The 22,448-nt window shown below is 65.0% G+C and carries 19 protein-coding genes and 1 pseudogene; 11 read left to right on the plus strand and 9 right to left on the minus strand.

What is annotated here, in order from left to right:
- Positions 1 to 7 precede the first annotated feature (7 nt).
- The 7 genes and pseudogenes from AC13GA_RS10905 to AC13GA_RS10935 form a co-directional block, all read right to left on the minus strand.
- Complete coding sequence (locus AC13GA_RS10905) at positions 8 to 3,217, minus strand: efflux RND transporter permease subunit (RefSeq protein WP_426354822.1); 3,210 nt, start codon at positions 3,215 to 3,217, stop codon at positions 8 to 10.
- A gap of 10 nt (positions 3,218 to 3,227) precedes the next feature.
- Positions 3,228 to 4,433 (minus strand): efflux RND transporter periplasmic adaptor subunit, encoded by a 1,206-nt coding sequence (locus AC13GA_RS10910; protein WP_482998112.1) that lies wholly within the window; start codon positions 4,431 to 4,433, stop codon positions 3,228 to 3,230.
- Positions 4,430 to 5,683 carry a TolC family protein gene (locus tag AC13GA_RS10915; RefSeq protein ID WP_337302391.1) on the minus strand — a complete coding sequence of 418 codons (1,254 nt, stop codon included), beginning with the start codon at positions 5,681 to 5,683 and terminating at the stop codon, positions 4,430 to 4,432. The genes AC13GA_RS10910 and AC13GA_RS10915 overlap by 4 nt, the downstream gene beginning before the upstream one ends.
- 56 nt (positions 5,684 to 5,739) lie before the next feature.
- Positions 5,740 to 6,075: a hypothetical protein gene (locus AC13GA_RS10920; RefSeq protein ID WP_006402574.1), complete on the minus strand. Its 336-nt coding sequence runs from the start codon at positions 6,073 to 6,075 to the stop codon at positions 5,740 to 5,742.
- Positions 6,076 to 6,254: 179 nt separating this feature from the next.
- A pseudogene (locus tag AC13GA_RS10925) lies at positions 6,255 to 6,650 on the minus strand (RidA family protein).
- Between the two features lie 188 nt (positions 6,651 to 6,838).
- A complete protein-coding gene (locus AC13GA_RS10930; protein WP_482998113.1) occupies positions 6,839 to 8,722 on the minus strand; it encodes an AAA family ATPase in 1,884 nt (627 codons plus the stop codon).
- Positions 8,723 to 8,825: 103 nt separating this feature from the next.
- Positions 8,826 to 9,215, minus strand: a complete 390-nt coding sequence (locus AC13GA_RS10935; protein ID WP_482998114.1) for a RidA family protein — start codon at positions 9,213 to 9,215, stop codon at positions 8,826 to 8,828.
- Between the two features lie 108 nt (positions 9,216 to 9,323).
- On the opposite strand from AC13GA_RS10935, the gene AC13GA_RS10940 reads away from it, so the two are divergent.
- The 9 genes from AC13GA_RS10940 (at position 9,324) to AC13GA_RS10980 (ending at position 18,009) form a co-directional block, all read left to right on the plus strand.
- Positions 9,324 to 10,217, plus strand: a complete 894-nt coding sequence (locus tag AC13GA_RS10940) for a LysR family transcriptional regulator (RefSeq protein WP_428709548.1) — start codon at positions 9,324 to 9,326, stop codon at positions 10,215 to 10,217.
- A 165-nt stretch (positions 10,218 to 10,382) separates the two neighbouring features.
- Positions 10,383 to 10,892: a DNA polymerase III subunit epsilon gene (gene dnaQ, locus AC13GA_RS10945; RefSeq protein ID WP_482998115.1), complete on the plus strand. Its 510-nt coding sequence runs from the start codon at positions 10,383 to 10,385 to the stop codon at positions 10,890 to 10,892.
- A gap of 254 nt (positions 10,893 to 11,146) precedes the next feature.
- Positions 11,147 to 11,383, plus strand: coding sequence for a 50S ribosomal protein L28 (rpmB, locus tag AC13GA_RS10950; RefSeq protein WP_005411638.1), 237 nt, complete (start codon positions 11,147 to 11,149; stop codon positions 11,381 to 11,383).
- Between the two features lie 10 nt (positions 11,384 to 11,393).
- Positions 11,394 to 11,561, plus strand: a complete 168-nt coding sequence (gene rpmG / locus AC13GA_RS10955; RefSeq protein ID WP_170272460.1) for a 50S ribosomal protein L33 — start codon at positions 11,394 to 11,396, stop codon at positions 11,559 to 11,561.
- 235 nt (positions 11,562 to 11,796) lie between these two features.
- Positions 11,797 to 13,215, plus strand: a complete 1,419-nt coding sequence (cls, locus tag AC13GA_RS10960; protein WP_482998451.1) for a cardiolipin synthase — start codon at positions 11,797 to 11,799, stop codon at positions 13,213 to 13,215.
- Positions 13,216 to 13,260: 45 nt separating this feature from the next.
- Positions 13,261 to 14,682, plus strand: a complete 1,422-nt coding sequence (locus tag AC13GA_RS10965) for an FAD/NAD(P)-binding protein (protein ID WP_482998116.1) — start codon at positions 13,261 to 13,263, stop codon at positions 14,680 to 14,682.
- A 9-nt stretch (positions 14,683 to 14,691) separates the two neighbouring features.
- Positions 14,692 to 16,884: a DNA helicase II gene (gene uvrD / locus AC13GA_RS10970; RefSeq protein WP_006402493.1), complete on the plus strand. Its 2,193-nt coding sequence runs from the start codon at positions 14,692 to 14,694 to the stop codon at positions 16,882 to 16,884.
- A 136-nt stretch (positions 16,885 to 17,020) separates the two neighbouring features.
- The gene (locus tag AC13GA_RS10975) at positions 17,021 to 17,347 is read left to right on the plus strand and encodes a low molecular weight protein tyrosine phosphatase family protein (RefSeq protein ID WP_046983454.1); all 327 of its coding nucleotides are present in this window, start codon (positions 17,021 to 17,023) and stop codon (positions 17,345 to 17,347) included.
- A 107-nt stretch (positions 17,348 to 17,454) separates the two neighbouring features.
- Positions 17,455 to 18,009 carry a hypothetical protein gene (locus AC13GA_RS10980; RefSeq protein WP_482998117.1) on the plus strand — a complete coding sequence of 185 codons (555 nt, stop codon included), beginning with the start codon at positions 17,455 to 17,457 and terminating at the stop codon, positions 18,007 to 18,009.
- Positions 18,010 to 18,136: 127 nt separating this feature from the next.
- Here the strand turns inward: AC13GA_RS10980 and AC13GA_RS10985 are convergent, their stop codons facing one another.
- The gene (locus AC13GA_RS10985; RefSeq protein WP_253078564.1) at positions 18,137 to 18,283 is read right to left on the minus strand and encodes a hypothetical protein; all 147 of its coding nucleotides are present in this window, start codon (positions 18,281 to 18,283) and stop codon (positions 18,137 to 18,139) included.
- Between the two features lie 185 nt (positions 18,284 to 18,468).
- On the opposite strand from AC13GA_RS10985, the gene AC13GA_RS10990 reads away from it, so the two are divergent.
- Positions 18,469 to 18,915 (plus strand): universal stress protein, encoded by a 447-nt coding sequence (locus AC13GA_RS10990; RefSeq protein ID WP_005411629.1) that lies wholly within the window; start codon positions 18,469 to 18,471, stop codon positions 18,913 to 18,915.
- 137 nt (positions 18,916 to 19,052) lie between these two features.
- Here the strand turns inward: AC13GA_RS10990 and AC13GA_RS10995 are convergent, their stop codons facing one another.
- Entirely contained in the window at positions 19,053 to 19,337 is a 285-nt protein-coding gene (locus AC13GA_RS10995; RefSeq protein ID WP_046983456.1) for a DUF2782 domain-containing protein, read from the minus strand.
- Positions 19,338 to 19,435: 98 nt separating this feature from the next.
- On the opposite strand from AC13GA_RS10995, the gene polA reads away from it, so the two are divergent.
- A complete protein-coding gene (polA, locus tag AC13GA_RS11000) occupies positions 19,436 to 22,210 on the plus strand; it encodes a DNA polymerase I (protein ID WP_482998118.1) in 2,775 nt (924 codons plus the stop codon).
- Positions 22,211 to 22,448: the final 238 nt, after the last annotated feature.

A 22,448-nucleotide genomic window follows, 5' to 3' on the forward strand; every position in this document is an offset into this window, starting at 1 on the left:
TCATGTTTCACCCCACCGCCCTTGGCTTGGCCACCCGCGCAGCGAAGGTCGGCAGCACCAGCAGGGTCAGCACGGTGGCGGTGATCAACCCGCCGATCACCACCGTGGCCAGCGGCTTCTGCACCTCCGCGCCGGAACCGCTGGCAATCGCCATCGGAATGAAGCCGACGATCGCCACCAGCGCGGTGGTCAGCACCGCGCGGATGCGGCTGGACGCACCGTTGATCGCCGCCATCATCGGTAGGTCACCAGCATCCAGGCGCTCGCGGATCGCCTGCATCAGCACCAGGCCGTTCAACGTGGCCACGCCGGAGACGGCGATGAAGCCGACCGCCGCTGACACCGAGAACGGCATGCCTCGCAGCAGCAGCGCGAGAATGCCGCCGACCAGCGCCAACGGTACGCAGCTGAACACCAGCACGGCTTCCTTGCCGCTGCGCAGGGCCATGAACAGCAGGCTGCCGATCAGCAGGAACACCACCGGCACCACCGTTGCCAGCCGCTTCTCCGCGCGCTGCAGGTTCTCGAACTGGCCACCCCAGGTCAGGTAGGCACCCGGTGGCAGCGCCACGTCGGCCACTGCTGCCTGCGCCTCGCCGACGAAGCCGCCGAGGTCACGCCCACGCACGTTGGCCTGCACCACCACGCGGCGGCTGCCGTTGTTGCGGCTGATCTGGTTGGGTCCTTCGCTGACTGTGATGCGCGCGACCGACGACAGCGGAATCACCAGCCCCGCGGGCGTGGCGATCGGCAGCGAGGCCAGCTGGTCTGGATCGTTGCGCGAGGCATCGTCCAGGCGCACCACCACGTTGAAACGACGATCGCCTTCGAAGATCTTGCCGGCGGCGGTACCACCGATGCCGGTGGCCAGCGCGTCACTCACATCGGCCGCGGTCAGGCCGTACTGCGCCGCCGCCACGTGGTCGATGGCCACGTTGAGCGTGGGCAGGCCGGAGATCTGTTCCACCCGCACGTCGGCCGCGCCGTTCACCGCACGCAGCTTCAGCGCCACCTGGTCGGCCACCTTCTGCAGCTGGCTGAAATCATCGCCGAAGATCATCACCGCCAGGTCGGTACGCACGCCGGAGATCAGCTCGTTGAAGCGCAGCTCGATCGGCTGGCTGAACTCGAAGCTGTTGCCCAGTTGCTGCCCGGCCAGCTTTTCGAAGCGTGCCACCAGTGCATCCTTGCCCAGCTTCGGATCCGGCCAGTCCTTGCGTGGCTTGAGCACGATCACGCTGTCGGAGATGTTGGTCGGCATCGGATCGATCGCCGCCTCGGCGGTACCGGTGCGCGAGAACACGGTCTCCACTTCCGGTTGCTTGGCAATCGCCTTTTCCAGCGCCAGTTGCATCGCCAGCGACTGCTCCAGCGACGTCGACGGCACGCGCAGGGCCTGCATCGCCACGTTGCCTTCGTCCAGCGTCGGCATGAACTCGCGGCCCAGCAGCGAGAACGAACCGATGCCCACCACCACCATCATCACCGCGCCTACCACCACCGTGCGCGGATGGTCCACGGCCTTGCGGATCACCGGTTCGATGCGCGCGCGCAGCACGCGGATCAGCTTGGTCTCGTGCTCGCCATCATCGGCATGCGCATCGCCGTCCTTCACCTTCGGCTCGCGCACCAGCAGTGCGGCCATCGCCGGCACGAAGGTGAAGGAGAAGATGAAAGCACCGATCAGGGCCAGCATGAAAGTGGCCGCCATCGGGTGGAACGTCTTGCCCTCCACGCCTTCCAGGGTAAGGATCGGCGCGAACACCAGCAGGATGATCAGCTGGCCGAAGGCCGCCGGGCGTGCCATCTTGCGCGCCGAATCGGCGGCCACGCGCAGGCGTTCCATCGCGGTCAATGCACGGCCCAGTTCGGCGCGGCGCTGGCCCAGCATCAGCAGCGTCGATTCGATCACGATCACCGCACCATCCACCAGGATGCCGAAGTCCAGCGCACCCAGGCTCATCAGGTTGCCACTGATGCCGAAGCGGTTCATGCCGATCACTGCAAACAGGAACGACAGCGGAATCACCAGCGCGGTGATCGTCGCTGCACGCAGGTTGCCCAGCAGCAGGAACAGCACCACCACCACCAGCAGCGCACCCTCGGTGAGGTTCTTGGCCACGGTCTTGATGGTGGAATTGACCAGCACGCTGCGGTCCAGCACCGGTGCTGCCACGATGTCCGCCGGCAGCGACTTGTTGACCTGTTCCAGGCGCGCCGCAGCTGCCTGCGCCACGGTGCGGCTGTTGCCGCCGGCGATCATCAGCGCGGTGCCGAGCACGGCTTCGTGGCCGTTGCGGCTGGCCGCACCCAGGCGCGGTGCGCGGCTCAGGTCAACGTCGGCCACATCGGCCACGCGCACCACCACGCCATTGCGGGTGGCCACCGGGGCCTGCGCCAGATCGTCGGTGGTCAGCGCCAGGCCATCGGCACGTACCACCAGGCCTTCGCCGGCACGCTGTACGAAACCGGCACCGGCCTGCACGTTGGAACGTTGCAGGGCAGTGACCAGGTCGGCCAGGCCGAGTCCGTGCGCGGCCAGCCTTGCACTGTCCGGATGTACGCCGTATTCCTTGACGTAGCCGCCGACTGTATCGACGCCGGCCAGACCGGGGCTGGAGCGCATCTGCGGCGCGATGATCCAGTCCTGCACGGTGCGCAGGTAGGTCGCACGTTCTTCCGGCGTGCGCAGCAGGTTGCCTTCGGGCGTGCGGTAGACCTCACCGGCCTGCCAGCCGGCTTCACCCGGCTTGGCCAGCTTGGCTGGATCGAACGCGGTGAAGTCCACGGTCCACATCAGCACTTCGCCGAGGCCTGTGGTGACCGGCGACAGCATCGGCGACGCACCGTCGGGCAGGTCTTCCGATGCTTCGCGCATGCGTTCGGCCACCTGCTGGCGGGCGAAGTAGATGTCGGTGGCATCGGTGAAGATCGCGGTGACCTGCGAGAAGCCATTGCGCGACAGCGAACGGGTGGTGGTCAGGCCGGGAATGCCGGCCAGCGCGGTCTCCAGCGGGTAGGTCACCTGCCGCTCGATCTGCTCCGGCGTCAGCGCCGGTGCCACCGTGTTGATCTGCACCTGGCGGTTGGTGATGTCCGGCACCGCGTCGATCGGCAGCTTGCCCAGCTGGAACAGGCCCACCGCGGCGATCAGTGCCGCCATGAACACCACCAGCCAGCGGTGCCGAACCGCTGTTTCAATGATCAGCTTGAACATGGTCGCCTCCTCAGTGGCCGTGCTCGGCTTCGCCCTTGGCCAGTTCGGCCTTGAGCAGGAAGGCGTTGCTGCCAACGATGCGCTCGCTGCCGGTCAGCCCACCGAGGATCTCGATGCGGTCACCCGCACGGCGTCCGGCCAGGACCGGCTGCGCCTTGAAGCCGCCTTCGACGGCGATGAACACCGCACTGCTGCCATCGACGTTCTGCACCGCATCGGCCGGCACGCTGAGCGAACCATCCTGGCCTTCGGTGACCACCACGGCGGATACCGGTGAACCGGCCGGCGGCAAGGAGGCGTCCACCGGCGTGGCACGGATCACCGCGACGCCGCCCTGCTGGCGGACATCGGCGGCCGAACCGGTAACGGTGGCGGTGAAGCTGCCACCCGGCACGCTCACTTCCAGCTTCATGCCGGGCGTGACCTGCGCGGCCAGCGCCGGCGGTGCGGTGAACACCAGTTCGTTCATGCTCGGATCGGCGACGTCGGCCACCGCACTACCGGCGGCGACCACGCCGCCCGGGGTGACCTGCACGTTGCCGACGATGCCGGCCACCGGGCTGGTGATGCGCACGCGGCCACTGGCATCGGGCGCACCGTTGGCGGCGGCCTGGGCCTGCGCGGCGGCCGCCTGCGCCTGGGCCGCCAGCGAACGTGCGCGTGAGGCTTCCAGCTCCTGGCGCGCAACCACACCCTGGTCGACCAGCGCCTTGTCGCGGCCGTAGGCCAGGCGTGCGGCCTCGGCTTCGGCCGATGCGGCCAGCGCATTGGCGCGGAACACTGCCGCCTCGCCACTGACCACGATGGCCAGCGCCTGGTTCTGCTTCACCGCCGTGCCCGGTGCCACCAGCACGCGTTCGACGCGGCCGGTCACGGTCGAGGCCACCGACGCGCGTGCGCCCACCGACGGTTCAACGCGGCCGGACAGGCGCGTGGAGCCACCGCCACCACGGCCGATGGCGACCACCTCGATACCGGACGCCTTGATCTGTTCCGGGGTCAGCTGCACCACGCCTTCATCGGCGTCGGCGGGAGCCTTGGCGGTTTCCGCCTTGGCTTCCTTGCTGTCGGCAGCATGGCCGTGGCCATCGTCGGTGCCGGCCTTGACGGTGGTCGCATCGGCCGTTTCCGGCGTCTGCGCGTTGCCGGCGCAGCCGGCCAGGAACACGGCCAGCAGGACACCGCCGATCAGCGGAAAAGTACGAGAGAGAGTCATGGGGCCTCCACAAAGGGGGCGCGTCCTTCAAGGCGCGCAAGATCGATTTCGGCGCCGACGCGCGAGAGGCGCGCGTCTACGGCGGTGCCGCGGGCGGCGATGAGGGCGCTGCGGGTGCTGCGCAGTTCCAGCTGCGAGATGCGTCCTGCGTCGAAGCCGACCCGGGCAAGCCGATAGGCCTCCTCGGCGGCGACCACGCTTTCGTCGGAGGCACGGGTGCGGCTGCCGGCCGCCTTCAATCCGGCCACGGCGGAGAGGCGCGCGGCCTCGCTGTCGCGGCGTTGCTGGTCCAGACGGGCTTCGGCCGCGCGCTGGTCGGCATTGGCGGCGCGGATGCCACCGCGGTTGCGGTCGAACAGCGGGATGCTGAGGCTGACGCCGAGGTTGTAGGCGCGCTCGCCGCCTTCGCGGAAGCGTGTCTGTGCGGCAGTGACGCTGAGGTCGGGCAGGGCGCGCTTGCGCTCAACGTCGACAAGCTTGCCTGCTGCATCGGCTTCGGCCTCGGCGATGCGCACCGCCAGCGCAGCATCGGTGGTGCCACGCGGCAGCGGCGGAGCACGGTCGAGCAGGCTGTCGTTGATCGACTGCACCGGTGCATCCAGCAGCGCGGCACCTGCCAGGCGGGCCAGCGCGGCGTCGCGGAACGCCTGCGCCTCATCCAGCGCGGCGCTGGCGTTGGCCACTTCGCTCTGCGCCTGCACCGCGCGCAACTGCGGTTCGCGGCCCTGCTTGACCATCGCATTGACCGCGTTGGCGTCGTCGCGGGTGAGCGTCAGCGCTTCTTCGGCCAGGCTGTAGCGGCGCAGTGCACTTTCCGCCTGTGCATAGACCACCGCCAACTGGCTGGCCACATCGCTGCGGCTTTGGGCGCCACGCAGGTTGGCCGCCTGTGCCTCGGCGCGGGCGGCACGGACGCGCGCGCCACGCTGGCCCCATACCTCCAGGGGCTGGGACAGGGTGAGCACGGTGTCGGCCTTGCCCATGCCGCCATAGGAGCCGGTGCCCCACGCGTTCTCGGCGGAGTAGGAGAGGGAAGGATTGGGCAACGCACGGGCCTGGTCGGCACGGGCGTCGGCGGCTTCGGCCAGCGCCGCGCCGACACGGGTGCCGGGCAGCTGGTCGAGGCGTTCAAGCAGGGTGTCGTAGGAAGGGGCGGCTTGCGCCATCACCGATGCCGCCGGGGCCAGGCCCAGCAACACAGCGACGACCAGCCCGGCCGCGCGCGGCGACCGAGGTGTCAGGATCGACATAGGGGGATTCCGGTTGTGAGTGAAACGGGAGCCCGCGATTGCGGGACGCGCTCAACTCACGCCCGGGGGGGACGCGTCAATTCATCCTGGGCGACCGCATAGGTCGCCACGTCGCCGGCATTCATCCAGCGCGCCGGCAGCGGCGTACCGAAGGCGGCGAAATCGTTCGCTGGCAGGCTCAGCGTGGAGTGGTGGCAGTGGTTATGCGTGCAGGCACCGGTGTGCTTGCTGTCGCTGTCACCGCCTGCGTCGTCCGCGAGGGATTCGACATGGGCGCTGCTGGCATGCGGTTCCACCGCACACACCAGTGCGTCGGCCACCGGCACGACCACGAATGCCGCCATCAGCAGCATCATCAGGTACGTACGCAGTTGGCGGGTGATCCGGCGCATGGAGGGGAGGCTAGCAAGCGGTTTTCGCCGGATACAATATCAATGGCCACCTCGGGAATTCGTCGGAACCTCCCGTTCAGGTGGGCAGCCCGGGGGCCTTCTGCCCTGGTGGGTGCCGACCTTGGTCGGCACGCTTTTCGACCCCCGACACATTGCCGGCCAGCGGCCAGCGGCCGGCACTACCGGTCTATAGGCAGCTTCGCGATCACCTTGATCTCGAACTGGAACCCATACAGCCAGGTCACGCCGATTCCGGTCAGGGTCGGGTGCGGCGCCTCGCCCCAGTACTCGGGCACGATCGCCCACGCCTTCTCGAAGTTCTTCTCGGGGTCGACCAGGAACACGGTCACGTCGACCACGTCATCGAAGGTGCAGCCGGCGGCAGCCAGCACCGCATTGAGATTTTCGAAGGCGCGGCACCTGCGCTTCGAAGTCCGGCTCAGGCGAACCATCCTCGCGGCTGCCGACCTGGCCGGAGACGAACAGAAAACCGTTGGATCGGATCGTCGACGAATAATGGTTGCGCTCGTACAGGGCTTGGAGACCGGCGGGAAAACGGCATCACGCTGTGCCATGGGAAGCAGGGTTGGAGAAAGCACCACTCTCAACGGTGCCGCTGCCCGAATAAAACACGATCATAATTGGAAGAGGTTGAGGACGGCTCGGCGACGCTGCCACCCAGCCTCGCCGGCGCCTGTGCATAGATGTGCATCTAACACGTGCTGCATCTTTTGTTGTCTCGTACTGCGGTTTGGGGTTATTTCTATTTATTGAACCTCTTCTCAAAAAAGTCGAGAACTTCAGATAGCCGCTCTATTGCTGATTTCGAGATAATTTCCAGTGCGGGCTTGCTGTTTGCACAGGCTTCCGCGAGATACCATCCGACTTGCTTTTTGGTTGGTTGTTTCCCAGTGGAAGCGTTGGATTTCATCAATTCAATAGTATCCTGGCCAAGTAGTTTCTCAATTGCCATGCCGGAGAAATCAGAGTTTATTTCGCCAAGCGTAATAATGTGGGATTCGCCGAGATACCATTCCTCGCGATACTTGGCGGCAGCTTTATGGCCCTCCTTGTCATCGTCTAGAAGTATTGAAAAATCAGTGGCTTGGCCAAGGAGTTGGCTTATCAGGGGTCCTGATGACCCAGAGCCTGAGCCTGGTACTAGATGAAGCTTTCTCTTCTTCTTACTTGAAGAGTTGGCGATCGTTAATGCGTAGAAGTCGGTAATTCCTTCAACAATTAGATACGGTCCAGCACCAATTAGGTCTGGGGCTATATATTCAAGTTTCTCGATTACAGGTTGGAAATAGCTTGATCTTGATGGATACTTTGCAACAAAATTTCTGTAAGTGGTTGCCGTGACTTCTGTTGGCTTCGTATCTAGCCCAAATGCATTTTCTCCATCGTAATCAAGTGCTGCATTCTCTACGATGTAAGAAGACCCGAGCCACTTCGGATTAATCATGTGGTGGCTATGGGTTGAGTATATTACGAAATTCCCATTGGATGCGATTCGAGCAAAGCTGGTCAAAAGTTCGGCTTGCGCCTTTGCGTGGAGGTTTGCAGCGGGCTCGTCAAATACAAATATGGTCTTTTTCTCTTTTTCTCGATTAAATCCAGTAAAGAGGAGAAATGAAAAGAACCATCTGAATCCTAGGGATCTTTCATTTATTGCGTAATTTGATTCCCCATCCGTAACATGGAACGTCGCGTAGGGCATGTCATCGCGTTCTTCATCTACACCCCACCCGACCGAGATGGACTTTATGGCAATGGATTTTTGAAAAATCCTATGCCAGCTTCCAAGGACTTCCTTTGTGATTGCGCTCGATACTTTCTGAAACACCGAATCAATTGGGGTCTTCCGTGGGCTGCTCAACAGTCTTGATAGCCAAGATGATGATGCTTGGCTTTCTTTAAATTCCTTTATTCTCTGTACAATATGTTTATCTGTTGAAAGTTCGGGGTTGATGCTAGTAAGTATATCTTGAAGTGCGAAACGATAATGCCTATTAATGGCTGTTTCGTCGACGTGCTCTTCAAGATAGATTCGAGGCGGCATTTCAACGAGGAAGGTGGGAAAATATGACACTTGTTCCAAGTTCTGTTGGATGTGTCTCATGGTGTGAGTCCAGAGATCAAATCCTGTGGGCTTGGTAGGCTTCTGATATGCGGTAAATTTTGTGGCTTTTCCCTTCTTTGTGAAAAGATTTAGGGTCCAGTAATTCATCGTCTCTGTAAGGACGCTATCCTTAAACGTGAATCTCTTCTCCGCGTAAACGGGATTTTTTAATGGTTCTGGGTCCAGTTTTATTCCATGTTTTTTTGCGGTTTTCACCAGGTGATCAATATCTCCCTCAGTGAGCTTTATGGTTGCTCTTACGGCAACTGCTCCGGAGAAAGCGGCCTTGTGCTGAATCGGAATAAGGCTTATCCCTGATGCCTTGGAGTACGGCCCATCAAACAAACTTGAAACGGATCTGTTGCCGGTAACGAAGTGAGATATTGCCTCGAGAATTGTCGTCTTTCCGCTCTCGTTCAGTCCTATAAGGGTTATTACTGGACTGGTTGAGCGACCTCTCAGGTCGATCTTGACGTTTTTAATACCCTTGAAGTTTCGTATTGCAAAATCTTGGATCTCAGGCATGCTCCCTTGCTCCTCATCCACCGGCTGCTGGTTGAGCGAGCATACGAGATTTGATCGGGTTCTCGTCAACGTCGTTCAGTCTGAGACTTTAACGATTGAACAGTCACGGAAGCTTCGCGATCACCTTGATCTCGAACTGGAACCCATACAGCCAGGTCACGCCGATGCCGGTCAGGGTCGGGTGCGGCGCCTCGCCCCAATACTCGGGCACGATCGCCCATGCCTTCTCGAAGTTGGTTTCCGGATCGACCAGGAACACGGTCACGTCGACCACGTCATCGAACGTGCAGCCGGCGGCAGCCAACACCGCGTTGAGGTTGTCGAAGGCGCGGCGCACCTGCGCTTCGAAGTCCGGCTCGGGCGAGCCGTCCTCGCGGCTACCCACCTGGCCGGAGACGAACAGGAAGCCGTTGGATCGGATCGCCGGCGAGTAGCGGTTGCGCTCGTACAGGGCCTGGCGGCCTGCGGGGAAAACGACATCACGCTGTGACATGGAGAAGATCCCGTGGGAGAGGATGCCATCCTCCGCGCCTGCGCTGTCTGGATAAACCGCGATGATCGGCCTAGATTGATTGTCAATTCCAAACAATCATGACCCACCATGGACCGTTTCGAGGCGATGCGGGCGTTTGCCCGGGTAGTGGAAACCGGCAGCTTCACCCGTGCCGCGCACACCCTGCAGGTCAGCCGCACCACGGTCACCCAGCTGGTGCAGCAGCTGGAGGCGCATCTGCGGCTGCGCCTGCTCAACCGCACCACGCGCCGGGTCAGCGTCACCGCCGATGGCGCGGCCTACTACCCGCGCATCGCTCGCCTGCTGGCCGAGCTGGAAGAGGTGGAGGGCGGGCTGGGCGATGCCGCCACGCGGCCGCGTGGGCGCCTGCGCGTGGACGTGCCTGGACCCTACGCGCGGCTGCGGCTGGTGCCGGCGCTGCCGGACTTCCAGGCACGCTACCCGGAGATCCAGCTGGACATCGGCGTGAGTGACCGCGAGGTGGATGTCATCGCCGACAACGTCGATTGCGTGATTCGTGGTGGCACCCCGGCCGATCCGGCGCTGGTGGCGCGGCCGTTGGCTGCACTGCCGATCGGTTTTCATGCCAGCCCCGGCTACGTGCAGTGCTTCGGCATGCCGACCGACCCGCGCGCGCTGGAAGGCCCGGATCACCACATGGTCGGCTTCCTCAGCCCGCGCAGTGGCCGCGCCCGGGTGTTCAACGCCCAGCGTGGCGATGAGCGCATCGAGGTGCAGGGCCGCTACACGGTCGGTTTCGACGACGGCAATGCGTATCTGGCGGCTGCATTGGCAGGGCTGGGCGTGGTCGCGCTGCCCAGCTACATGGCCGATCCGCACGTGGCGCGTGGCGAGTTGATGCCGGTGTTGCAGGACTGGCAGCTGCCGCCGATGCCGATGCACGTGATGTTCCCGCCGAACCGGCACATGAGCCAGCGGATGCGGGTGTTCATCGATTGGGTGGTGGAGGTATTGGGGTGAAATCCGCTTATCTGTAGAACCGAGCCCACGCTCGGCTGCTTCTGGCTGCAACGTTCAGGGCCCGCGCTTCGCGCGTGAGCCGAGCGCGGGCTCGGCTCTTTAGGGGGCTTCCTGCTGCAGGCATGCGAAAATCATCACGGCACGCAACAGGAAACATCGCTACTCATGAGTCGCATCGTCGCACTGGATACCGAAACCACCGGCATCTCCCACCGCCTGGGGCACCGGGTCATCGAAATCGGTGCCGTCGAACTGATCGATGGCCAGCTGACCGGTCGCCAGTTCCACACCTATCTGCAGCCGCAGCGCAAGGTGGACTGGGGCGCGCAGCGCGTGCACGGCATCAGCGACTCAATGCTGGTGGGCAAGCCGCTGTTCTCCAGCAAGGCCGCCGAACTGCTGGATTTCCTGCGCGGCAGCGAGATGGTCGCGCACAACGCCACCTTCGATGTGGGCTTCCTGGACAACGAGCTGCGCCTGGCCGGCATCTCCGCCAGTCTGGCCCAGCATTGCCGCATTACCTGCAGCCTGAAGCTGGCGCGTAGTCGTTGGCCCGGCATGCCCAACAAGCTGGACGACCTGCTTGTGCGCCTGCGCATCCCAAGCAACCGGGGCCTGCATGGCGCGTTGAAGGACGCGCACCTGCTTGCCCAGGTGGTTCCGCACCTGCGCTGAGCCGGCCCGGCTTTACAGGGGGAGCGGCCGTCGCGTCCAGCCCCAGCCTGTGGGTAACTTGCGCAAGTGCTTGAACCCGTGCATAATGCGCGGCTCGCTGTGTCCGGTTTTCTACCGGGCGGCGCCCCCGGGAGCACGTCCCCGGCCGCCCAACGCCAGCGTAACCCTTTGATTCTCTTGACGTGTGGTGGGCAACCATCGAGGCCGCCGTCCCCCGGGCTACGGGGAGACACAACTTACTATCGAGGTGCGCAATGTCCCGCGTATGCCAGGTTTCCGGCAAGCGAGTGCAGACGGGTAACAACGTCTCGCACGCCAACAACAAGACCCGTCGTCGTTTCCTGCCGAATCTGCACGAGCGCCGCTTCTGGGTTGCCAGCGAAAACCGCTGGGTGAAGCTTCGTGTTTCCGCGCATGCACTGCGCACCATCGACAAGAACGGTATCGATTCCGTTCTGGCTGAGCTGCGTGCGCGCGGCGAAAAGGTCTGAGGAGTAGACGATCATGGCAGGCAAGCGCGATAAGGTCCGTATGATTTCGACCGCTGGTACCGGTCACTTCTACACGACCGACAAGAACAAGAAGAACACCCCGGGGAAGATGGAATTCTCCAAGTACGATCCGGTCGTGCGCAAGCACGTCCCGTACAAGGAAGGCAAGATCAAGTAATCCGCAAGGATTGCTGATCGCCTCCGAAGAAACCCGCCCTCGTGGCGGGTTTTTTCATGCCCGGTATTCATGCCCGGTGTTCCCGTGGTGGGTGCCGACCGTTGGTCGGCACGCTCTTCCAACACACGGTAGGTGCCAACCTTGGTCGGCACACTGCTTCAAAGCAGTCGAGCGTGGCTCGACTCTACACACCCCGCTGGGCAGAATGGCCCATCACCTCCCGACGGGCGACGCGATGCTGTTCGAGTGGCTGCTGGGTTCCTACCTGCTGTTGATCGACTGGCTCATCCGGCTGGTCGCGCTGTGCTGGATCCCCACCCGCACCACGCCGGGTGCGGCGCGCAGCTGGCTGCTGCTGGTCGGCTTCGTGCCGCTGCTGGGCCTGCCGCTGTACCTGCTGTTCGGCCACCCGTGGCTGTCGCGCGAGCGCATCCGCCGCCAGGCCGAGGCCTCGCAGGTCATCCGCGAGGAACAGGCGCTGCAGCATCGCCTGCGCTGGACCCCGCAGCCGGACACCGCCTGCGCCGAGATCGTGCCGCTGGTGCAGCGCCAGGGCGACTTCATGCCGGTGCACGGCAACGCGGTGGACCTGCTGACCGACTACGACGAATCGCTGCACACGCTGATCGCCGACATCGACCAGGCCGAAGACCGCGTGCACCTGCTGTACTACCTGATGTTTGACGACGCGGTGGGCGAGGCGGTGGTCGAGGCACTGCAGCGTGCCGCAGCACGTGGCGTGCAATGCCGCGTGCTGCTCGACGCGGTGGGTGCCAAGCGCGGTCTGCGCGCCTATCGCAAGCGCCTGGAAGCGCGTGACATCGAGGTGCGCGCGATGCTGCCCGGCGGCCTGCGCTGGCGCCGCAGCGGGCGCATGGACCTGCGCAACCACCGCAAGATCGCGGTGATCGACAACGAAGTGGCCTATGTCGGTTCGCAGAACCTGGCAGGCCCGCAGTTCGTGCCCGGCCACCCGAACCGCGAGCTGGTGGCGCGCGTGCGTGGCCCGGCGGTGGCGCATCTGGAAGCCGTGTTCGCCAGCGACTGGTACATGGAAACCGGCCAGCGCCTGGACGTGATCGCCGATGTGCCCGAATGCAGCGACGACATCGCCACCCAGCTGCTGCCCAGCGGCCCGGCATATCCCTATAGCAACGCGCGTGATGCGGTAGCGGCACTGATCCACCTGGCGCGGCGGCGGCTGGTGATGGTCACGCCGTACTTCGTGCCGGACGAAGCCACGCTGAGCGCACTGCGCATTGCGGCCTTGTCCGGCGTGCAGGTGCAGCTGATCCTGTCGGCCAGCAACAACCAGCGGCTGACCTCGTGGGCGCAGGAGGCGTACTACGACGAGCTGCTGCGCTGTGGCGTGCGCATCGCCCTGTACGAACCGCAGTTCCTGCACGCCAAGCACATGAGCGTGGACGAGGACATCGCCGTGCTCGGCTCGATCAACATGGATATCCGCTCGTTCGCGCTGAACGCCGAAATCGGCCTGATCTGCTACGACCGCGCGCTGGTGAAGCAGTTGTGCGAGATCGAGGATGGCTATCTGCGTGAGTCGCGGCAGCTGGATCTGCAGCAGTGGCGCAGCCGCCCCACGTGGCGGCGCAGCCGCGAGGGCATCGCACGGCTGGCCGATGCGTTGATGTAAGGCAATGCCGGCCGCCCATTTCGGCAATCCGGCCTGTCATCGCCGATGGCCTACAATCGGCACATGACTGATTCACCGCGTAATGGCGAACTGGACCTGGCAATCATCGGTGGTGGTGCGGCCGGGGTGCTGGTGGCGATCCAGGTATTGCGCCAGGCCCACGCGCCGCTGGCGCTGGCCATTATCGAACAGGCCTCGCAGCTGGCCCAGGGCATCGCCTATGCCACGCCATGGCCGGAGCATCTGCTGAACGTGCCGGCGGCGAAGATGAGTGCATTTGCCGACCAGCCCGGTGATTTCCTCGATTACCTGATGGCTGCCAACGCCTACCCGGGCGAGGCGCGCGAGGTGCTGGGCGAGCGCTATGTGTGCCGCCACTTCTTTGCCGCCTACCTGCAGCAGCGGCTGCAGGAAGCTGCCGCAGCCAGCCCCGCGCAGCTGCAGGTGATCGCGCAGCCGGTGCTGGGCCTGCAGCCGGATGACCATGGTTACCGGCTGCAGCTGGGTGATGGCGCTGCGCTGCACGCCGCGCAGGCGGTACTGGCCCTCGGCAACAGCATGCGCCCGCTGCCGGTGGCCGGTGCCGAGGCGTTGCCCGCCGATGACGTGATCGAGGCCTGGGACTACGACGGCGTACGCACCCTGGCCGGCGAGCAGACTGTCGCCATTGTCGGGTCCGGCCTGAGCATGGCCGACACCGTGCTGGCGCTGGTCGCTGCCGGCCACACTGGCCCGCTGCATGTGATCTCGCGCCATGGCCTGCTGCCGTTGCCGCATGCGCACGGGGGTCTGCCCACGTTTGATCCGGCTACGTTGCTGCCGATGAACCTGCGCCAGCGCCTGCGCGCATTGCGCGGGTTCGCACGCCAAGCCCAAGCCGACGGCCTGCCGTGGCAGGGTGTGATGGACCGCATCCGCCCACACGGCCAGGCGCTGTGGTGCAGCCTTGATGAGGCCGACCAGCGTCGCTTCCTGCGCCATGTAGTGCGCTATTGGGACGTGCATCGCCACCGCATCGCCGAAGAGGTCGATGAACAGCTGCAGTCCCTGCAGGACAGCGGGCAGCTGCGTATCCACCGGTCCCGCCTGCAACGTGTCTGGCGCGAAGGCGATGCACTGCAGCTGTCCGGCCGCGATGCCACTGGCAACGAGCAGCAGTGGACGATTGGCGGAGTGATCAACGCCACCGGCGTGGAAACCCGCGCCAGCGCACTGCGTAATCCGTTGCTGCAGCAGCTGCAGGCCGACGGCATGGCACGCCCCGGCCCACATGGGCTCGGCCTGGACAGCACGGTGCCGGGCGACCGCCTGCGTGCCGCTGGTGGACAGCCGCAGGCGCGGCTGGGCGTGCTCGGCAGCCTGCGCATCGGCAGCCTGTGGGAAAGCCTGGCGGTGCCTGAACTGCGTCAGCAGGCACACGCACTTGCAACCCAGGTGGTCGCAGGAGCCGCGACGGCGATGCCGTAAAATGGGGGCATGGATGTCTCCCACCTGCTTGATGGCCTGAACCCGGCCCAGCGCGAAGCCGTCTCCGCTCCCCCCGGCCACCACCTGGTGCTGGCCGGTGCCGGTTCCGGCAAGACCCGCGTACTTACCCACCGCATCGCCTGGCTGCATGAAGTCGATGGCGTGCCGACCCACGGCATTTTCGCGGTGACCTTCACCAACAAGGCGGCCGGCGAAATGCGCCACCGCATCGACGCACAGTTGCCCAACGGCAGCCGCGGCATGTGGATCGGCACCTTCCACGGCCTGGCCAACCGCCTGCTGCGCCTGCACTGGCAGGACGCGAAGCTGCCGGAGGGCTTCCAGGTGATGGATTCGGACGACCAGCTGCGGCTGGTCAAGCGCGTGGTGCAGGCGCTGGAACTGGATGACGGCAAGTACCCGGCCAAGCAGATCGCGTGGTGGATCAACGCGCAGAAGGACGAAGGCCGCCGCCCACAGCACATCCAGCCGGAACCGCACGATGCGTGGCTGGAAACCATGCGTCAGGCCTACATCGAGTACCAGGCGCGTTGCGACCGCGCCGGCCTGGTCGACTTCGCCGAACTACTGCTGCGCGCGCACGAACTGCTGCGTGACAACCCGGCGTTGCTGTCGCACTACCGCGCGCGCTTCCGCGAGATCCTGGTGGACGAGTTCCAGGACACCAACGCCATCCAGTACGCCTTCGTGCGCGTGCTGGCCGGCGATTCCGGCCACGTGTTCGTGGTCGGCGACGATGACCAGGCCATCTACGGCTGGCGCGGTGCCAAGGTCGAGAACGTGCAGGGCTTCCTGCGCGATTTCCCAGGCGCGCAGACCATCCGCCTGGAACAGAACTACCGCTCCACGGCCAACATCCTCGGCGCCGCCAACGCGGTCATCGCGCACAACCCGGACCGCATCGGCAAGGAACTGTGGACCGACAGCGGCGACGGCGAGCCGATCGACTTGTACGCGGCGTACAACGAGATGGACGAGGCGCGCTACATCGTCGAGCGCGCGCGCCAGTGGGTGCGAGACGGTGGCAGCTATACCGAAGTGGCCGTGCTCTACCGCAGCAACGCGCAGTCGCGCGCGCTGGAAGAGGCGCTGCTGAGCGAACAGGTGCCGTACCGCGTGTACGGCGGCATGCGCTTCTTCGAGCGTGCCGAAATCAAGGATGCGCTGGCCTACCTGCGCCTGCTGTCCAACCGCAACGATGACGCCGCCTTCGAGCGCGCGGTCAACACGCCGACGCGTGGCATCGGCGACCGCACGCTGGACGAAGTGCGCCGCGAGGCGCGCGCGCAGGGCATCTCGCTGTGGGAAGCGACCATGCTGGTCACCCAGGGCAGCGCACTGGCCGCACGTGCGCGCAATGCGCTGGCCGGCTTCCTGGTGCTGGTCAACGAGCTGCAGGCGCAGACCCTGCACATGACCCTGGCCGAGCGCGTGGACCACGTGCTGGCCCGCTCGCAGCTGCGCGAGCACTGGAGCAAGGAAAGCCGCAACGCGCTCGATTCGGAATCGCGTACCGACAACCTCGACGAACTGGTCTCGGTGGCCTCGCGCTTCGTGCGCCGCGCCGATGACATCGAGGAAGTGGGCGAGGACATGGACGAGCTGGTCGCATTCCTGGCCTATGCCGCGCTGGAGGCTGGCGAGGGCCAGGCGCAGGCGGGCGAGGAAGGCGTGCAGCTGATGACCCTGCACTCGGCCAAGGGCCTGGAATTCCCGCTGGTGTTCCTGGCCGGCCTGGAAGAAGGCTTGTTCCCCAGCGCACGTTCGCTGGAGGAAAGCGGGCGGCTGGAAGAAGAGCGCCGCCTAGCCTACGTGGGCATCACCCGCGCGCGCCAGAAGCTGGTGCTGAGCTACGCCGAGTCGCGCCGCATCCACGGCCAGGACAACTACAGCCTGCCGTCGCGCTTCCTGCGCGAGATTCCGCGCGAGCTGCTGCACGAAGTGCGCCCGAAGGTGCAGGTCTCGCGGCCGGCCTCGATGGGCGCGAGCCGGGTAATGGGCCATGCCTCGATCGAGGCGCCGCCGCTGAAGCTCGGCGCGTTGGTCACCCATCCCAAGTTCGGCGAAGGCATGGTGACCGACTACGAAGGCAACGGCGCCCACGCCCGCGTGCAGGTCGAGTTCGCCGACGCCGGCAGCAAGTGGCTGGTGATGGCCTACGCCAACCTGACGGTGATCTGATCACTGCCGGGGTCGGATCCCTCCCGCGGGGAGGGCTCTGACGCCATTGCGGGAAAACCCAGCCGAGCATGGGCTCGGCTCTACAGCAATCGCGGCCTCCGTTGGAAAAGGGATCCGACCCCGATACGCTGCGCTCATGACCCGCAACGTGCTCTTCCTCTGCAGTCAGAACCGCCTGCGCAGCCCGACGGCCGAGCAGGTGTTTGCCGATTGGCCGGGCATCGAAACAGCCTCGGCCGGGCTGCTGGCCGACGCCGAGGAAGTGCTCAGCCCCGAGCTGCTGCAGTGGGCCGACCTGGTGTTCGTGATGGAGAAGACCCACCGCAATCGGCTGTCCAGCCGCTATAAGGCAGGGCTGAAGGGCAAGCGGGTGATCTGCCTGGATATCCCGGATGACTACGACTACATGGACCCGGTGCTGGTGGAGTTGCTCAAGCGCAAGGTGGCGCCGTTCCTGCGTTGACGGGCTGTTGTGGAGCCGAGCCTATGCTCGGCTGCTTCTGGTGGGAAAGAGCAGCCGGGCATGGGCTCGGCTCTACAATAGGCGGCACTTCTTCCAGGAACGCCCCGATGACCGAACCCACGCTGCACGTCACCGTGAAGTTGAACGCCAAGCTGCAGCCCGAGCATCGCCATGAGCTGTTCGAAGATCCGCTTGACGCGCTGCTGCAGGCGGCCGAGGTCGGCGGGATCACTGGCGGTGGCACCGCGATGTCCGATGAGGGCGAGGTCGAATACGGCGACATCGAAGTGGCGCTGGTGGACGCTGCGGGCGTGTCGAAGCTGATCGACCTGCTGGAGCAGCTGGGCGCGCCGAAGGGCTCGCAGCTGCAGGGTGCGGGTGAGGCTGATCGCAGCTTCGGCGTGACCGAGGGCCTGGGCATCTACCTGGATGGCCTGACCCTGCCGGACGAGGTCTACGAGCAGTGCGATTCCAACCACGTGTTTGAGCAGCTGTCCGAGCGCATCGATGGCCTCGGCGAGATCTGCAGCTGGTGGCAGGGCCCGACGGAGACCGCGCTGTACATGTACGGCGAATCGTTCGAGGCGATGCGTGATGCGATCGCTGAATTCGTCGGCAGTTATCCGTTGTGCCAGAACGCGCGCGTGGTGCAGATCGCCTGAGGGCAGGCTTGATGTAGAGCCGAAGGTAGCGGCAGGAGCCGCTGCCAACGTCTCCTGCGACGGCCCGTGGGGTAACGGTCAGGACGACCGGCATAGCCCATGCTCGGCTCTACAGAAGAGGGGCGTGTTATTTGCCCGCTGCTTGGCGGGCATTGTCACGCAAGGCCATATCCTTGCCGACCTGGTAGCCGCCGAAAAGTACCGCCAAAGCGACGATCACGGCGACCAGGATGGATTTCTGTGAACTCCAGACGGGCGGCTTGTTGTCCTGCATGTCGGTCGTCCTTGGGCGCGGCGGTGCGTCGCCCACCCAGCTTGCGCTGCAGTGTCCGGGTACGCAAGCCGGCGGTGCGCACACGCCGCTGCGCGGCGCCGGATTGATCCTGCTCAAGGCGCGGCCTGCACATCCGGTGTGCAATGGTGTTGTTCCCATCTGGCAGATCGCTACGGAGCCCCACCATGTACAAGCGCATCCTGATTGCCACCGACGGATCCGAGCTGGCCGACAAGGGCCTGGCCAAGGGCCTGGAGCTGGCCAAGGACCTCAATGCCGAGGTCGATATCGTGACCGTTTCCGAGCCGTGGGCCGTCGGTATGTACGACGCCATGGGCTGGAGCGTGGGCTACATGAACAGCCCCGAGTACAAGGCCGACCGCGAGGAAGGCGCACAGAAGGTGCTGCAGCCGGCGCTGGCCAAGGCGGCCGAGCAGGGCATCACCGCCAACCCGGTGCACGTATTGGACCGCTACGCGGCTGACGGCATCATCGAGACGGCGGGTGAGCGCAACAGCGACCTGATCGTGATGACCTCGCATGGCCGCCGTGGCGTGACCCGTGTGCTGCTGGGCAGCCAGACCGCCGAAGTGCTGGCACGCAGCACGCTGCCGGTGCTGGTCATCCGCTGATACAAGCGTTCCCGGGGAGGGGACCCGACGCCGGCCGCAGGATGCGCGCCGGCGTCATCTTTTGTGGGCCGTGGCGATTGCCTTGTTGGGGTCGGATCCCTTTCCGCAGGAAAGGGATCCGACCCCCCCCGGCCACATCACCAGCTGTACAGCTTCCAGTACACCGGCGACACGCCGTCCTTGTCGTTGTCGAAACGGCCATCGCCGTTCTTGTCGTACATGTAGAACGGTGCGCCGCGCGACGGGGTCACCTTGACCATGCGCAGCTGGCCGGACACGCGGTATTCCTCGATGGTGTCGCCGTTGTCCATGGTGCGCTTGGAAATGTCCGCGCCCTTGACGTCCACCGGGGGAGCGCCGGCACCACCCATGCTGGCGCAGCCAGCAAGCAGGAGCACGGAAGCCAGCATCAGGGTCTTCATCGGCGGGGGCCTTTGCCTGGAAAGAGCCTTGATTATGCCCCATCGCCGGGGCTGTGCCGTGTCGTCGCAGTGCAGGCACGGGCGCGTAGAATCGACCCATGAGCAGATTAGTCCTGATCGACGGGTCCAGTTACCTGTACCGCGCGTTCCACGCGCTGCCGCCCCTGTCCAATGCACAGGGCGAACCCACCGGCGCGCTGTTCGGCGTGGTCAACATGCTGCGCTCGACGCTGAAGGAGCGCCCGGCCTACGTGGCGTTCGTGGTCGATGCGCCCGGCAAGACCTTCCGCGATGACCTGTACGAGCAGTACAAGGCCAACCGCCCGCCGATGCCCGACGAGCTGCGCAGCCAGGTTGAACCGATGTGCCGCATCGTTGAAGCGCTGGGCATCAGCATTCTGCGCATCCCCGGCGTGGAAGCCGACGATGTGATCGGCACGCTGGCCCTGCAGGGCGTGGCGCAGGACCTGAAGGTGACCATTTCCACCGGCGACAAGGACTTCGCCCAGCTGGTGCGGCCAGGCATCGAACTGGTCAACACCATGACCGGCAGCCGCATGGATTCCGATGCCGCGGTGATGGAGAAGTTCGGCGTGCGCGCCGACCAGATCGTCGACCTGCTGGCGTTGATGGGCGACACCGTCGACAACGTGCCGGGCGTGGAGAAGTGCGGGCCGAAGACCGCCGCCAAGTGGCTGGCCGAGTACCAGCACCTGGATGGGGTGATGGCGGCCGCCCCGACCATGAAGGGCAAGATCGGCGAGAACCTGCGCGCGGCGCTGGAGCGCCTGCCGCTGAACCGCGAACTGGTGACCATCCGCACCGACGTCGAGCTGGACGCCCGCCCGACCACGCTTGCCCTGCGCGAGCAGGACGTGCCGGAGCTGACCGAGCTGTATGCGCGCTATGGCTTCACCCAGGCGCTGAAGGAGCTGGGTGCGCCGCTGCCGGCGCCGACGGCCGCCAGCGAAGCAACGCCGAGCCTGCGTGGCACCGCCGCCGGGTTCGCCCGTGGCAGCGCCGAGGCACCGGCCGCCGGCACGCTGGATCCGGCCCTGGCCGCGCCGGGTGAGTACGAGACCGTGCTGACCGCCGAGCAGCTGCAGGCCTGGGTCGAGCGCCTGCAGCAGGCGGACCTGATCAGTTTCGATACCGAAACCGATGCGCTGGACGCGATGCGTGCGCGCCTGGTGGGTATCAGCCTGGCGGTCGAGCCGGGCAAGGCCGCCTACATTCCGGTCGGCCACGATTACCCGGGTGCGCCGGCCCAGCTGCCGATGCAGCAGGTGCTGGATGCGCTGCGCCCGGTGCTGCAGGACCCGGCGAAGAAGAAGCTGGGCCAGCACGGCAAGTACGACCTGCATGTGCTGCGCCGCCACGGCGTGGACGTGCAGGGCTACCACGACGACACCATGCTCGAGAGCTTCGTGCTCAATTCCACCGCCACCCGCCACGACATGGATTCGCTGGCCCTGCGTTATCTGGGCTACAACACCATCAAGTTCGAGGACGTGGCCGGCAAGGGCGCCAAGCAGATTCCGTTCTCGCAGGTGGGCATCGACGAAGCCAGCCGCTATGCGGCCGAGGACGCCGACATCACCCTGCGCCTGCACCGCGCGCTGCAACCGCAGTTGCTGGCCGAGCCGGCGCTGGACAGCGTGTACCGCGACATCGAGATGCCGCTGGTGCCGGTGCTGACGAGCATCGAAGCCAATGGCGTGCGGATCGATACCGTCGAGCTGCGCCGGCAGAGCCAGGACCTGTCCTCGCGCATGCTGGCCGCGCAGCAGAAGGCCACCGAACTGGCCGGGCGCAGCTTCAACCTGGATTCGCCCAAGCAGCTGCAGGCGGTGCTGTTCGATGAGCTGAAGCTGCCGGCGGTGGTGAAGACCCCGAAAGGCCAGCCCAGCACCAACGAAGAGGCACTGGAGGCGATTGCCGACCAGCACGAGCTGCCGCGGGTGATCTTGGAGTATCGCGGGCTGGCCAAGCTGCGCAGCACCTACACCGACAAGCTGCCGGAGATGGTCAACCCGGATACCGGCCGCGTGCATACCAGCTACCACCAGTCCGGTGCCGCTACCGGCCGCCTGTCCTCATCGGACCCGAACCTGCAGAACATCCCGATCCGCACCGAGGATGGCCGCCGCATCCGACGTGCATTCATCGCTCCGGAGGGCTTCCAGCTGCTGGCGGCCGACTACTCGCAGATCGAGTTGCGGATCATGGCTCACCTGTCCGAGGACCCGGGCCTGGTGCGTGCCTTCGAGCAGGGCGCCGACGTGCACCGTGCCACCGCTGCCGAGGTGTTCGGGCGTACGCTGGAGGAAGTGACCCCGAACGAGCGCCGCGCTGCCAAGGCGATCAACTTCGGCCTGATGTACGGCATGAGCGCCTTCGGCCTGGCCCGCAACCTGGGCATCGACCGTGGCCAGGCGCAGGATTACGTGGCGCTGTACTTCAGCCGCTACCCAGGCGTGCGCGACTTCATGGAGCGGATGCGCCAGCAGGCCCGCGACCAGGGCTATGTGGAGACCCTGTTCGGCCGCCGCCTGTACCTGAACGACATTCATGCACGTAACCAGGGCCTGCGCGCCGGTGCCGAGCGTGCCGCGATCAACGCACCGATGCAGGGCACCGCCGCCGACATCATCAAGCGCGCGATGGTGGACGTGGACCAGTGGCTGCGTGACAGCGGCGCGCCGGCAAGGATGATCCTGCAGGTGCACGATGAACTGGTGTTCGAAACCGAAAGCAGTTTCGTTGAAGAGTTGCGTTTGCAGGTGGTCGAGCGCATGTCGCAAGCGGCCAAACTGCGGGTGCCGCTGGTGGTCGACACCGGCATCGGCGACAACTGGGACGAAGCGCACTGAGGGTGTTTCAGGCCGAAAACGACGTGAATTCGTTCATTCGTCAGAGGTTTCTGACTCGATCATGAATGTTGCCCTGATGGAGGTTCATTAAATTGGGCCCCTTCACGAACCGTTAGTGTTCGGAGTGCTTCTATAACTCTCGACAGGCGCAACGCCTGTTGTGGATCTCTCCCATCCCCTGGAGCAGATCTCGGAACGGGGACTCCTCCCCAAGTGCCCGTTCCCCGGCCCCGTTGAC

The organism is Stenotrophomonas sp. 22DLJC03, from assembly GCF_056861405.1.